11 protein-coding genes are annotated in these 13,672 nt (G+C 41.7%); 4 read left to right on the forward strand and 7 right to left on the reverse strand.

Features of this window, described 5'->3' with window-relative positions; all coding sequences use genetic code 11:
• Positions 1-60 precede the first annotated feature (60 nt).
• Positions 61-639 carry a DUF1997 domain-containing protein gene (locus tag G4P69_RS18230; protein WP_208340338.1) on the forward strand — a complete coding sequence of 193 codons (579 nt, stop codon included), beginning with the start codon at positions 61-63 and terminating at the stop codon, positions 637-639.
• A 20-nt stretch (positions 640-659) separates the two neighbouring features.
• Here the strand turns inward: G4P69_RS18230 and G4P69_RS18235 are convergent, their stop codons facing one another.
• The 4 genes from G4P69_RS18235 to G4P69_RS18250 form a co-directional block, all read right to left on the reverse strand.
• Positions 660-1,322, reverse strand: a complete 663-nt coding sequence (locus tag G4P69_RS18235) for a ribonuclease HII (protein WP_208340339.1) — start codon at positions 1,320-1,322, stop codon at positions 660-662.
• A 15-nt stretch (positions 1,323-1,337) separates the two neighbouring features.
• Positions 1,338-3,398 carry an Rne/Rng family ribonuclease gene (locus G4P69_RS18240; protein WP_208340340.1) on the reverse strand — a complete coding sequence of 687 codons (2,061 nt, stop codon included), beginning with the start codon at positions 3,396-3,398 and terminating at the stop codon, positions 1,338-1,340.
• Positions 3,399-4,118: 720 nt separating this feature from the next.
• On the reverse strand, positions 4,119-6,791 hold the full coding sequence (locus tag G4P69_RS18245; RefSeq protein ID WP_208340341.1) for a TIGR03960 family B12-binding radical SAM protein: 2,673 nt from the start codon (positions 6,789-6,791) through the stop codon (positions 4,119-4,121).
• A gap of 312 nt (positions 6,792-7,103) precedes the next feature.
• Positions 7,104-7,448 carry an STAS domain-containing protein gene (locus tag G4P69_RS18250; RefSeq protein WP_208340351.1) on the reverse strand — a complete coding sequence of 115 codons (345 nt, stop codon included), beginning with the start codon at positions 7,446-7,448 and terminating at the stop codon, positions 7,104-7,106.
• 411 nt (positions 7,449-7,859) lie between these two features.
• Here G4P69_RS18250 and G4P69_RS18255 point away from each other — a divergent pair, with 411 nt between their 5' ends.
• The 3 genes from G4P69_RS18255 to G4P69_RS18265 all read left to right on the forward strand — a co-directional run bounded on the left by G4P69_RS18255 (position 7,860) and on the right by G4P69_RS18265 (position 9,629).
• On the forward strand, positions 7,860-8,066 hold the full coding sequence (locus G4P69_RS18255) for a hypothetical protein (RefSeq protein WP_208340342.1): 207 nt from the start codon (positions 7,860-7,862) through the stop codon (positions 8,064-8,066).
• A gap of 352 nt (positions 8,067-8,418) precedes the next feature.
• Positions 8,419-8,700, forward strand: coding sequence for an ATP-dependent Clp protease adapter ClpS (gene clpS, locus G4P69_RS18260; RefSeq protein WP_208340343.1), 282 nt, complete (start codon positions 8,419-8,421; stop codon positions 8,698-8,700).
• A gap of 104 nt (positions 8,701-8,804) precedes the next feature.
• Positions 8,805-9,629: a CPBP family intramembrane glutamic endopeptidase gene (locus G4P69_RS18265; RefSeq protein WP_208340344.1), complete on the forward strand. Its 825-nt coding sequence runs from the start codon at positions 8,805-8,807 to the stop codon at positions 9,627-9,629.
• Between the two features lie 53 nt (positions 9,630-9,682).
• Here the strand turns inward: G4P69_RS18265 and G4P69_RS18270 are convergent, their stop codons facing one another.
• From G4P69_RS18270 to G4P69_RS18280, 3 genes are all read right to left on the reverse strand, one after another.
• Positions 9,683-10,324 carry a pentapeptide repeat-containing protein gene (locus G4P69_RS18270; RefSeq protein WP_208340345.1) on the reverse strand — a complete coding sequence of 214 codons (642 nt, stop codon included), beginning with the start codon at positions 10,322-10,324 and terminating at the stop codon, positions 9,683-9,685.
• A 128-nt stretch (positions 10,325-10,452) separates the two neighbouring features.
• Positions 10,453-11,847 (reverse strand): DICT sensory domain-containing protein, encoded by a 1,395-nt coding sequence (locus tag G4P69_RS18275; RefSeq protein ID WP_208340346.1) that lies wholly within the window; start codon positions 11,845-11,847, stop codon positions 10,453-10,455.
• Positions 11,848-11,934: 87 nt separating this feature from the next.
• Positions 11,935-13,530 (reverse strand): photosystem II high light acclimation radical SAM protein, encoded by a 1,596-nt coding sequence (locus G4P69_RS18280; protein WP_208350803.1) that lies wholly within the window; start codon positions 13,528-13,530, stop codon positions 11,935-11,937.
• Positions 13,531-13,672 lie beyond the last annotated feature (142 nt).

Raw genomic sequence — 13,672 nt, forward strand, 5'->3', positions numbered from 1 at the left:
CTGGCTTCAATAAAAAATTAAAAAATTATAGAATTATAAAACAATCATTTTTATCTACTCATGTCTACCCGGTTTAGTGCTTCTCAATCGGTTGAAATTGCAGTACCCAAGCAGCCGATTCCGATTCAGCAATATTTACGTCAGCCTCAACGCTTAGTTAATGCTCTAGTTGATCCTAGCCGTGTACGTCAGCTTTCTGAGGAAGTTTTTCGCTTGAAAGTACGTCCTCTAAATTTTATGTCGCTCAGCATTCAACCTGCTGTAGACATGAGAGTATGGGCAGAATCAAATGGAACTATTTACGTACAATCAATAGATTGTGAAATCATTGGACTAGACTATATCAATCAGCGATTTGCTCTTAATTTGCAAGGGTATTTGTCTCCCTATCAGTTAAGCACTGGCACTCGTCTGAAAGGAAGGGCTGATTTAGAAGTGCAGGTGGATTTGCCCCCACCCTTTTGCTTCACACCTAAACCAATTTTAGAAACTACTGGCAACGGGTTGCTTAAAAGTGTTCTAATGACGGTTAAGCAAAGATTACTACACCATCTTTTGGCTGATTATAGTCGTTGGGTAACTACCCAAACAGACGGAACTGCAATGGGTGGCGAGTTGCCAATACCTAACCTTGAGTGAAGGTTTAGTGGATGGTGTTTTTACTTAACTTGGCAAGGACGAAAGGATTTACGATGTAATCGTGAGGAACCATATTTTTGCAACGCCATTAAATGCCGAGGACTTCCATAACCCTTGTTTCGCTCTAAGTCGTACATGGGGTATTTCGAGGCGAGACGAAGTATTAAATCGTCTCGCCATACTTTAGCAACAATACTGGCAGAAGCAATAGCAAGCGATCGCTCATCCCCTTTGACTATTGAAAATTGAGGGTATGGTAAATCTTTTACCAACTGATTCCCATCAATTAGACATAGAGCAGGCTGTACTTTCAACTTCAGAACAGCCCGCTTCATAGCCATTAGTGATGCTTGCAAGATATTTATTTGATCAATTTCAGCAGTTGAAGCAAAACCAATTTTCCAGTCGATCGCTAATGCACAAATTAGCTGTGCTAGCCGGGTTCTCCTTAGACTAGAGAGTTGTTTGCTGTCTTTGATTTGGGCTGCTATAAGTTCCGGTAAAGCATGGTCTGGTAATATTACGGCGGCTGCTACTACAGGACCAAACAAAGCACCTCGCCCTACTTCATCCACGCCTGCAATCAGTTCTTGGCAGCCTGATAGCGTGGACAATTCAAGCCAACTTGCTTCCTTGAAGGTTGTTGGCGACCAAAGAGCAGCAAATTGCTCTGTCTCTACCATAAATCTTACTAATTATCAAGACATATCTGTTTCTGTAGCAGAAGAACGACGACGACGACGACGGTTCAGCGACGAGGTGCTAGATTCACTGTCACTTTCATCCCCATCCCCAATTCCTTCTAACGCTGATACGTCCTGAGTTTGTGTTTTTATTATGGGGCTGGTTGGCTGAGCAAATACTGGTTCACTGTCAATAGTCCTTGTAGGCGAGCTAACAGTTGGGACTTCTGTAGTAGAACCATCACCAGGAAGAGTAACGTTAATAATAACAGACTTGGGATTTTTCAGTTCTCCACCCAATTTCACCAAGGGAGAGACTCCCATTAAGGCAAAAACATCCTGTTCCTCTGATGTCATTTCTACAGTTTTGATCTCAGGTGGTTCTACCACTGGTTTGACTGGATCTAATTTCGTAGTTTTAACACGCTCTACTTTCTCTACCCAGGGAACCTTATGAACGTTGGGTAACGATATGTCATCCCGTCCTCTAAATTCTGGTTCGCTGTCAATGTCCAAATCTTGCTCATTGGTAAAACCTAATGAGTTATTAGCAAGCCTTGGTTCTTCTTTGCCATTTGCTCCATTTATCCCTAAACGGCGACTTTGGCGAGTACGACGCTTTCTACTATCACCTAGTTCGTGATAACTCGGATGATTATCAAGATTTAGGGGATTGTAGTCACTTTCGCTATCATATGCTTCCCCAAATTGATCTTCAATTTCCTTCGTTTCCTTAATTTCTGGTAAACGAACAACCGGTACACGTGCTTCTCTCTCTCTTTGAGGTTGAGGTGTAAAGCGCTCTGGTAATTCTGATGGTGTTGGTAATCTGTTTTCTGTGTCTCCTGGTAAATGAACTATATGACCTAAACCACCACAAGTCGGACAAAGTTGACCAAACAATTCGTAAATATTTTGACCCTGGCGCTTCCGCGTAAGTTCTACTAAACCTAACTCGGTAAGTTGGGCAATTTGGGGACGAGCTTTGTCTGCTTTTAGCGATTTATTAAAATGCTCTAGAACATGCAGTTGATCACGACGAGACTCCATGTCGATAAAATCGACAACAATCACCCCAGCAATATTACGTAACCGCAATTGACGAGCAATTTCTGTTGCTGCTTCACAGTTTGTCCAAAGAACTGTCTCTCTAGCTGTTGCTGAGCGGGTAAAGGAGCCGGAGTTAACATCGATAACTGTTAATGCTTCTGTTGGTTCAATGATAATGTAACCGCCGGAAGGTAAATCTACTCTTGGCTTCAAGGCTTCTCGAATCGCAGCATTGATCCGGAAGTATTCTAAGATTGGTTGGCGATCGCGATGATGGTCGATTAACAATCCTTGTGGTGTTTGTCCACCACTCCAGTTTTGTAAATACTGTTTCACCCGCTTTAATCCGGTGCTGGAATCAACCACAATCCGGTTCACGTCTGCTCCGTACATATCCCGTAGCACACGCTGGATAAAGTCATCATCTCGATTAAGCAGTGCAGGCGCACGAGTAGATTGTGCTTCTTGCTGTATTGCTTCCCATTGCTTTTGTAGCGATTCTAGATCTTCTATAATCGCTTCTTCTGGTTTGCCTTCAGCTTCTGTACGAACTAGCAAACCCATTCCTGCTGGTTTGATTAAAATTGCTAGCGCGCGTAAGCGGTTCCGCTCACTTTCACTCTTAATCCGACGTGATAGATTGACACCTCGTCCATAGGGCATCAATACGACATAACGTCCAGGTAATGTAATGTTACCTGTTAGTCTTGGGCCTTTTGTACCTGTTGGTTCCTTCATGACTTGAACCAACACTTTTTGCTGTGGTGTCAACAATTCTGTGATTGCTGCTGCTGTACGCTTCAGTCTCAGGGGACCCAAATCTGTCACATGAATAAAGCCATTACGCTCTGGATCGCCTATATTGACAAAAGCCGCATCTATCCCAGGTAAGACATTTTCTACTACGCCCAGATAAATATCACCAATTTGATGATGACCAGTAGCAACAACAAGTTCTTGTATTTGATCTTCAGAAAAGACGGCTGCAATTTGATGCTGTTCCGCTATGATAATTTGTTTTGGCATTCAATTTCCTCAAAAATTAGCAGCACTAAGCTATATTGTGGGGGGCTTGTTATCTCCTGCACCCCTACAAGCCCTAAACGGCGCTGCTGGTAATAAAAATTGTGTAAATCAAACAGTTTACGCTTTGATTGCGCCTACCTGCATGATTATTCCAGAACAGCTGGATCTTATTTAGCCAATTAATTCATCTGTTCGTGGTTAACTTGTGATGCAGCATCCAAGGAAACAAAAATCCTGAGTTAGCTTTTGGCTCGGTACACCTGATTTTAAAACAAGTGAGTCGAGCCAAGAAAAAAACTACTTCTTTTTTTCATCCCCAGGATTCATCCTTGAGGTTCTACTTAGAACTTAAGCCGAAGCATCTCGTGACTCTACTCAAGACTCGAAGGCATAACTAAAAGTATGGATCGGGTAAAGAGCAGTTTTTGAAAAAAGCATAAAGTTCGAGAAGCCGACGGAGCTTATTTTTGGTGACTGATTCACAAAGCAGCTATGTAGCTATAAACAGAGAGTGTTCTTTTTCCTACCTTAGTTTATCTCGGATAAAATCCTAGAAATTGCACTCTAATATCTTTGCTCTAGCGTCCTGAGTACCAGGGTAGTGAATCAAATCAATCAACGCAACGCCAGAAACTTTCTCTTTATCTCATTTTAACGCAACCTTGTTAAAAATCAATTCCCATGCTTTAAAATCGGAAGATAACAATTACCAAATTACCATTAAGGGATTAAACCCTCCAAAACTAGGCGATTACGATGGATGTGCCGCAAATGAAATTCTGTACTTGCCACTTGTTCTAGCATAAACAGGATTTGTTCAGGGCGCAACATCGTACCATCTTGGCGATAAACACCCATGTAACGCAGTATTGCTGCTGACTCTTCTGGCTGTTCCTGGCTTGTTTGCAGTTTGAGAAATTCTAACTCGAACAAGCGATCGCGCAGATTTATCAACTGGGTGTTGCCAGATTTGGTTGTGCGTTCCCACCAAATCTCATTTTTTATTTTAATTGTATCAACCCAACCTTGCCATTGTGCAAGTGTTGCTTGTTCAACGCTAGCCACTGTAATCAGGTACTCTGCTGCCTTCAATGCTTGAGCGCAAGCAGGAGCTTTTAAATCCAAAGCCTCGACGCTGTATATAGGTATATCTTGCGGTAGTACCCCAGACAGCTGTTGTCGGAAACTCTCTGCATCTAAAGCTATTGTTAACTCAAAATCAACAATTTCGCCAGTACTGGTTGCACCCAATGGTAAAGCATTTGCGATAGAAATTCGAGGAGTCGGGTGAAACCCTCCAGTAAAAGCAACTGGTAAAGCCGCTCGTCGTACACTTCTATCAAACATCCGCATCAAATCCAAATGGCTTAGCAAAGCCATTTCTCCTTGTTTTCCAAACCACACACGTAGCCTTTGTGCTTTAGTTGTGTTTGGAATAAATTCGCCTGCAAAATCAGGGATAGGTGGTGGTTCAATCACCACATTATGACCAAAGTCAGTGCCACAAACTCCGCAATGAGAACAGCCTTCAAACGAGCAGTCGGGAACAGTAGCTGCTTCCAAGGCACGTTGCAAATCTTCTTGAAGCCATTTTTTCTCAATTCCGGTGTCGATATGGTCCCAAGGTAGAGGACTTTCCAGACGGAGTTGAGAAGATTGTGCTTCTTCTTTTTCTTCATCTTCCTCTACTTGGAAAAGGTTCCATTCCCCGTTTTCAACTTGGCGATATTTCCAGTCCAAACCAGCTTCGGTAATTGCTACTTCCCAAGCATGAAAAGCTGTGTCTAAACTTTCGTACCAGGAATCCATACCCGCACCCAATTCCCAAGCACGCCGTAGTACTGGTGCGAGTTGGCGATCGCCCCGCCCAATAAAATCTTCCATTGCTGAAATACGGACATCGGTGAAATTCACCTTTACTCCTCTCACACTGCGAAAAGCTTGTCGCAGTAAGTTTTGCTTACGCTTAAATTCTGCTGTAGATACCGAGTGCCATTGAAATGGTGTATGAGGTTTTGGGGTAAAGTTAGAAATCGTTAAATTAAACGAGAGTGGTTTTCTTCCTTTTCCTCGACATTCACGCTGGAGCCAGCTTACTGTTTCCGCAATGCCTAACACATCAGAATCAGTTTCACCTGGTAACCCAATCATGAAATATAACTTAATTTTATCCCAACCCTGCTCATAGGCTGTTTTCACACCCCTAAGCAGTTCTTCGTTTGTCAATCCCTTATTGACAATATCCCGCATCCTCTGAGTTCCTGCTTCTGGTGCAAAAGTCAGTCCCCCTTGACGCATTCCCCCAAGGATGTTAGCAATATTTTCGTCAAATCTATCTACCCTTTGACTAGGTAGAGAAAGGGTAATATTTTCATCTTTTAAACGATTTTTTATTTCTGTCCCTACTGCTGGAAGAGACAGGTAATCAGAGCAACTGAGTGATAACAATGAAAATTCATTGTATCCTGTTTCTCTCATTCCCTTCTCAATTGCTTGCACAACCTTTTGAGGTTCCACATCCCGCGCTGGGCGAGTGAGCATTCCAGGTTGACAGAAACGACAGCCGCGAGTACAACCGCGCCGAATTTCAATTGTCAAGCGATCGTGTACTGTTTGTACATAGGGTACTAAACCCACCGAATATGCTGGTATAGGGGTTGCAACTCGCCGTAGAATGCGTTTTGGTACATCTGGTCGGTTAGGCTGAACACTCCCGCTTTTCGACATTTCGTAAAATTGAGGCACGTACACACCTGGTACTTGTGCCAAATCGAGTAATAGCTCTTGGCGGTTATATCCTGCTTTTTTTCCTTCTTCCAAAACCAAGCCAATTTCTGGTAGTAGTTCTTCGCCATCACCTAAGGCGAAGAAATCAAAGAAATCAGCATAGGGTTCTGGATTCGATGTTGCTGTTTGTCCCCCAGCAAAAATTAGTGGGTATGAAAGTGATGAGCGAGCAGTACCTTCGCCATCTTTTTCCGCTTCCAATCGTTCCCTCCACGTCAAGGGAATCCCAGCCAAGTCCAACATTTCTAAAATGTTGGTTGCTCCTAGCTCGTAACTCAGACTAAAGCCTAATATGTCAAACTCTGTGAGCGATCGCTTTGACTCTACCGCAAACAAAGGTATATTCTCTGCCCGTAGTTTTGCTGCTAAATCTGCTCCAGGCAAGTAAGCCCGATCACATAGTTGGCGCGGTTGGGCATTTAAGATGTTATAGAGGATGACATGTCCTAAATTAGATGCACCGACTTCGTATACTTCTGGGTAAGTCAATACCCAACGTATTGCCACCGTATCCCAATGTTTACGCACTGCCAATAGCTCGTTACCTAGGTAACGAGCTGGCTTCAAAATATCCGATGTGATTAGTTTTTCAACTGCAACAGTCACGCTGGGTATCTTCTAGCTACTTTGATTTGAGCTAATTACTTCCAACTGTAGCATTAATTAGACTGTTTGTTCAGATCTTATCTGAGCGAAATCTGAAAATCCAGTGTTAAAAAAATTTAACAAATGGTATGGGCACTCAACCCATACCATTTTGGGCCAAAGATTTCGCTTCAACTCTTTGGCCCAAAATGGTATACAGTTAACACCTGTTAAATACGCTTCTGCTCAGAGGGGAGAAAAGAACTGAGTCATGATTTGTTGTAAATCCTAAACTCCCCAAACTCCCCACACCTCCCACGACGACTTCACGGTTTAATTAGGTGTAATTCCCTCCATGAAGCTTGTTGCTATGCCGTCAGATATATCAAATAGTGTATTAAGTTGAGTTAGCTCGAAGATAATTCTCAATGAAGGAGAAACCGAGCAAAAGGTAAGGCGTCGTTTTAATTGCTGAGCTAGCTTAAATGCAGATACTAATGCCATTAGACCAGCACTGTCTAATGACTCGACTTGTTGTAAATCTACTAATAAAAATTTATTTTCGTTTTGTGCTAATGCTGTTGTTAAGTGCCGCTCAGTCTCTAAGGCATTTGTCGCATTTAGACTACCTTTGAGAGAAATAACTGCAATTTCTGTGGATTTTACTACTGTTTGCATCATGACATCCTATTAAAGTTATTGAACTTTAAAGTTTAGATGTATTTGACCATAAACTGTTTTTTATTGCATCGGCCATTTGTCTTATCTCTCTTTGCTGAATCTTTACTCTTTTAGCTCCCTTATTTAAAGATTAATACAATAATTGACAAATGTATTACCATATACTTTTTTTCTTAAAAATATACAAAAAAATATTTTAGGTGATTAATCACTTGCCATACTTATAAACCTCTCTTATTCTAGAATTTGGTCTAAATCTATAAATCTAGTGTAGTTAGAAGCTTAGCGAGAGCTATAGTAAGTTGCTTATGCGTGATTTATATCACACGTAGTATGTTATTACGATCACGTGTCTCATTAAGCTTTCACTCGGATAATAGATGTTTAAACATACTTGGTTTGTTTATTATGAGAACTACTTACGCAATTCGTAAATTGGTTGAACAAGCTCTTCACATAAAAAAATTAACTCCTGAAATAGAAAATGAAATTAATTTAGAACTGACAGAAATGGGTTATATTTCAGATGTTGATTACGAAGCATTAGAACTACTAATGGCTGAGATGGACGCGGGGCGTATTCAATTGGTTCCTAGCCTGGGATGGTTATCCTAAATTCTGGATACCAGGACTTTGCTTAAAAATTAAGTTATATCAAAAAATTTCTTCAAATCAAACCTTAAGTAAGTATCTACGAGAAATTACTTGCTCTTCTACCATTGAGAACACATTGGAATTCTATCTGAGCGACAAAATAGGGTGTATAGGTTAGGGTAAGGAATACAAGAATAACCCTTGTGGATTAAAGCCAGGTAAAGAAAGGGTATATGTCAGGAATGAACCTGGAAAAATCATTCCCTGGCTTAGTAATTCTGTAGAGATGTTATACAATAGATTAATAACTGTTAAGCAAATGCTAAGCAGGAACTCGATTGTAGTACATGAACTATAGAAAGAGCAAAGAGCCGTGTCAGTTGAAACCCTTGAGAAGCGTTCCACATCCCGTAAGCTAGCGCCTCAGTATCGTGTTTTGCTCCATAACGATAACTACAACCCTATGGAGTATGTGGTAGAGGTATTACTAAATACAGTACCAAGCCTCACCCAACCTCAAGCCGTTAGCATTATGATGGAAGCCCATACAAACGGAATAGCTTTGGTCATTGTTTGTGCCCAAGAACACGCCGAGTTCTATTCCGAAACTTTGAAAAATCATGGTTTGACGAGCACCATCGAACCGGTGGAATAATACAACAGGAGTCAGAATTCAGAATTCAGGAGTCAGGAGGGCTTTGTGTGAAACTTCTAGGCATGTAAAATTGCTAATTGGTCTATTGCGGTTATCTCTTTTGCATGAAGATAAATTTTGTTCGTCATTTAGCACAGCAACCTGTCCCTGTAAGGTTAGGTTGCTTTGTCGCAGCTTTGTTAACATTATGGCTACCCGTAGCGGTGCCAATTTATATCCTAGTAAAGGATACTAATTTAGCTAGTATCTTGACAATTGTACTATTATATGTAGAATTTATTTTCTTACTGACGCTATGGGCTAAATACGTATATCATCAACACAAGGTTCTACGATATTACGGCTTAGAAACAACACGACAAAACGCTGTAGATTTACTCTGGGGCTTGGCTATTGGGACGATTAGCGTAACATTACTGTTTGGGATAGAGGGAGTTTTAGGTTGGTTAGTTTGGGAACAACCTCAATCCTATAATTTGTTCCGAAGAATAATTTTAGAAGGTTTAATAGTAGGTTTAGGTTTTGGGTTTGCTGAAGAATTGTTATTTCGTGGTTGGTTGCTAGATGAATTACAAAGGAATTACAACGCGGTTACAGCACTTTGGGTGGATGCGGTTACCTTCGCCACATTACATTTTATTAAGCCTTTAGAGGCAATTATTCACACACTCCCACAATTTCCTGCTTTAGTTTTACTCGGGTTAACGCAGGTATGGGGAAAGCGCTGGCGGAGGGGACGCCTTGGCTTACCAATTGGTTTACACGGGGGTTTAGTTTGGGGATACTACATTATTAATGTCGGGGGATTAGTTAAATACTCAGGGAAAGTCCCCGATTGGGTAACTGGGGTGAATCACAACCCTTTGCAAGGGTTGATAGGGCTAGTATTTTTGAGTGGGTTAGCGCTGTGGGTGAGGCTGCGTAAGTAAGCTGGTTGCGATAGTGTAGCAACCACCGGTGATTAATAAGTTTAACTGGTTGTCTAAACCATCTTTTCCAGAATTGTTCCCACCAGACAGGCACTATCTAGTTTAGTTCCATTGAAATTCGCGCCATCCAATTCAGCACACAGTAAATTGGCTTTTGTTAAACTTGCACCAGAAAGATTTGCTTGTCTTAAATCCGCTTCTTCTAAATTCGCTTCATTTAACAATGCTCCTTGTAAATCCGTTTGGCTTAAATCTGCGCCCTTGAGATTTGCACCAGTTAGGTTGGCACCTCGCAAGTCAGCACCTCGCAAGTCAACGCCTTCTAGATTGAGATTCGTCAAATTTGCACCACTTAGGAAAGCACCTGCAAAAGATACATCCTTAACTCTAGCTCCCATTAAGTTCGCACCTCGCAAATTGCTACCCCGGAAGTCAGCACCCGTCAAATCTGCTTGCATTAAGTTCGCTCCCATCAAATTCACCCGCAGCAAGTCAGTTTGGACAAGGATTGCGCCCGTTAAATTTGCCCCTTCTAAGTGTCCACCTTCGAGCTTTGTCTCTGTGAAATCCGTACCGACAAGGTGCGCACCAGCAAGATTGACGTGGCTTAAATCAATGTTTGATAAATCCTCGTCTTCTAAATCTGCTCCGGGTAACTGTTTGAGTTTTCCTGTTTTAATAGCTTCAATGTTCATAAGTAATAAAAAAATATTTTCTTCGTGACGGACACTTTCCTCGAAGGAATTAACCTCGAGTGTAAGCGTCCGTTTTTATCCTTGTTGAAAACACAGTGAACTGCAAAGGGACAAGAAACACGAATAAGTTACTTTATTGGTAAATTCAGCTTCACCGCAGTGGGTTCATTACCTAACCTGCCATCAAGTAGCCACATACTGGCGCTTACTTTAGGCATCATTAGGCTTAGATCAAGTCCCTGTTGAAGGCCCATAACTAACAAACTCAAGGTATCTACTAGTTTAGGGTCAAAACGACGCGATTGTTGCTGTTTACATTCTTCCAAAGCTTGAGTAAATATCTGCTCGCGACTTAATTCAGATGTTTTTTTCTCATTTACCCGCCATTGAAAGTCCGCAACTAGAGCCAGAATTCGTGATTCTAAAGGAATTTCATCTCCAGCTAAACCAGCTGGTTCTCCTGTGCCATCCCACCACTCGCTCTGGTGACTGATTATTTGTGCTACCGCCCGTAATCGCGGCATTGTTCGCAATACTTGTGTTCCTGGTATTAAAGGACACGTTAGTGGGCAGCTAGGAGCTTCCTCCTGGTGATGTAAAAAATTACTAGGAGTTAAAACACTTTCTGCTCTTTGCAGAGGATCTATGCGATGTAGTAAACTGGCAAGCCGCAAACGCTTGATTTGCCAGGCAGGAAGATCTAAAAGCTGTCCAATTGTGTCGCAGAGCGCTACAACTTCCTGTACTGCCATTGGGTTAGTAATATCCGCTGCATCAATTATTTGAGCCATCCGTAAAAATGCTTGGATTTCATTAGAAACCAAGTTGCCATCTAAAGCTTGATGGCGAGTTGCGGTTGGTACAGTTATGTTCCCTTGCCCAATTTGAAGATAATCCACTACTCGAGAGACAACTATATTTAAGTCTTCTGGTGTGGGAAAAGATGGCTGAATTTTCTGTGTTATGGCTATTAGCTTTTTCGCCAATTCTGGATTGTAGTCTTGGATATGGGCGATCGCTAACAAAGCTGTTTCTTTAACTAACTCTGGCTCAAACGTCCATAATCCATAAAATTTTCGTTCTACATCTGATCCAGGTAGTCCCGCAGAACCATAATCAGCTTCTGATAATTCTTGACAAATTACCATAGCTGTGAATTGCGGTGATAGGATAATTAAGTGCCATTCCTGAGCGACTGGATCAGTTGGATCTAATGACACTAATGCCACATTCGGTAGAGATGTTGTGGAATGTTCACTAAAACTAGTGTCGCGAGTCGCCATAATAGCAATTTGCTCAGAGTGCTGAGCTATCTCTGCATAGCGTTCCGCTTCTTGTAAAAACCATTTCCCTTGCTGGAAGGCTGCGATAACTAAAGGTTTTTTGTCTTCAGTTAAAATATGGTCTTCCAAGGCATGGCAGAGGGCGATTAGAGTATTTTTGTAGTAAACACCGAATTTTATTGGTCTTTTTGTATTGCGATGCGCTGCTTGTAGCAGTTGGAGGATGGAACCTTCTAACATGGGATTGGGGATTGGGGATTGGGTAATGGGGACTGGGAAAGAATTGAAAGCCCAATCCCTTTTACTTTGTTTATGGTGAATGAAGTTTTATGACACACTAGCCAATTGTTTTTCTTTTTTCGTTTCCATTGGTGCGGAAAGTGCTTCTTCTAAGTCAGCACAACCCAACCTTTGTTCTAATATTCTCATGACCTCCCGTCCGAAGTCATTAGGGTTTTGCTGCCATGCTTGTAAGCACACCTCACCAAAGAAGGAACCAAGGGGTTCTGGATTCCATAGTAATTTTTTAGCATTCCATGGCATGAGGTTCATTGGATCATACCCTGGTCTGAGAATTCCTTCACTGAAGGCATATTCTTCTAAATGGGTATGGGGTTGCAGTCCAATAAAGAAGATTGCAGGTTCAACTTTATCACTACCAAAGATACGTTCTAGTTCTCGGTGGTAGGCTACTGTTTGGCGAATGGTTTCTGGACGTTCGTCAATCACGTTAAATGAGTAGTTGACAGAAACTAAGTCATTAAACCCAGCTGCTTTTAAGTCACGACAGTTTTGCAAAACAGTTCGTAGATTGTAACCCATGCGCATTTTACGCACCAGTTCTTGAGAACCGCTCGTAATACCGATTTCAAAGTAGTTCATCCCAGTTTTTGCCATCAACTCGCACAACTGGGGTGTTAGGTTATCAGCGCGGATATATGCTGCCCAATGAATATCCGTCATCCCTGAATCTACGATCGCCTGCAAGAGTTCTACGGCATCATCAATATATTTTCGGGCTGGGATAAATTGGGCATCGGTAAACCAGAAGTTACGAACGCCACGTTTATATAATTGACGCATTTCAGCAACAACTTCTAAAGCTGGGTTAACCCGTACCTGTTTACCTTCGACAACAGTGTAAACACAATAACAGCAGTTGTGAGGACAACCACGTTTGGTTTGTACGCCAATGTAAAAGTCTTGATCTTGCAGGTAATAGCTAAAGCCAGACCAAATGGTTTCGATATAGTCGTAGTTACAAGCAGTTTTTTGTATTGGAGTGGGTTGTTCGTGAATTAGGCGATCGCGCGGTTGTGTTTCTCCCACCACATAACACCGTTCATCACTAAAGTCTCTTCCTGTCAAGAGTTTTTCTAGCAGTGTTTCGCCTTCTCCCACAGAAATGATTGTTTTCTTGGGTAAGCTTCTACCCAACTGCTTGTAAAATACGCTAACTGCGCCACCACCTACAACCAAGCGAGTATCTGGATGATATTTCCGAGCGCGTTTAAATCCTCGTTTGATTAATCCCACATTGCGCCACAGTTCTGTAAAGTAACTTACGAGGACGCGCAAGCCCCCTAAAGCTCCATGTAATTTCTTTAGAGGATTTTTTGCATAAAAGATTTCAAAAGAGTATTGTAGTGGATTACCACCACGCCCACCGACAGGAGCATAAATTTGGATATCACGCCATGAAAATACTAGTAGAGTAGGTTTAAATTCATCAATACATTCATCCAAAGCTCTGGCATAATCTAGTGGGGGTACAGTTCCCAGATCAAAAATACGCTGAACAATGGTCGGGAACAATTTATGGACGTGATCACTCAAATACACAACCCCTATCGGAAAAATAGGGTTGCAAGGAAGGCGAACATAGAGAATCCGGTTTTCCATACTTGGTGTCTTAGCTTGCATCTTTCATTTCCTTAAACAAAAGGAGCCCAAAATTTAATCTTAAATTAAGCTTTAGTTTTTCTGTTCTACTACCATATTACTTGACATTTGAATAAATTATTGATAATTCTTTATTTTTCATTGGTGTTTATGCAAATGACAA

Source organism: Aetokthonos hydrillicola CCALA 1050 (assembly GCF_017591665.1).
Lineage (GTDB): Bacteria > Cyanobacteriota > Cyanobacteriia > Cyanobacteriales > Nostocaceae > Aetokthonos > Aetokthonos hydrillicola.

Coding starts and splice junctions, on each gene's coding strand:
- G4P69_RS18230 (WP_208340338.1), top strand. CDS start 61: ATGTCTACCCGGTTTAGTGCTTCTCAATCGGTTGAAATTGCAGTACCC.
- G4P69_RS18235 (WP_208340339.1), bottom strand. CDS start 1,322: ATGGTAGAGACAGAGCAATTTGCTGCTCTTTGGTCGCCAACAACCTTC.
- G4P69_RS18240 (WP_208340340.1), bottom strand. CDS start 3,398: ATGCCAAAACAAATTATCATAGCGGAACAGCATCAAATTGCAGCCGTC.
- G4P69_RS18250 (WP_208340351.1), bottom strand. CDS start 7,448: ATGCAAACAGTAGTAAAATCCACAGAAATTGCAGTTATTTCTCTCAAA.
- G4P69_RS18255 (WP_208340342.1), top strand. CDS start 7,860: ATGAGAACTACTTACGCAATTCGTAAATTGGTTGAACAAGCTCTTCAC.
- G4P69_RS18265 (WP_208340344.1), top strand. CDS start 8,805: ATGAAGATAAATTTTGTTCGTCATTTAGCACAGCAACCTGTCCCTGTA.
- G4P69_RS18270 (WP_208340345.1), bottom strand. CDS start 10,324: ATGAACATTGAAGCTATTAAAACAGGAAAACTCAAACAGTTACCCGGA.
- G4P69_RS18275 (WP_208340346.1), bottom strand. CDS start 11,847: ATGTTAGAAGGTTCCATCCTCCAACTGCTACAAGCAGCGCATCGCAAT.
- G4P69_RS18280 (WP_208350803.1), bottom strand. CDS start 13,530: ATGCAAGCTAAGACACCAAGTATGGAAAACCGGATTCTCTATGTTCGC.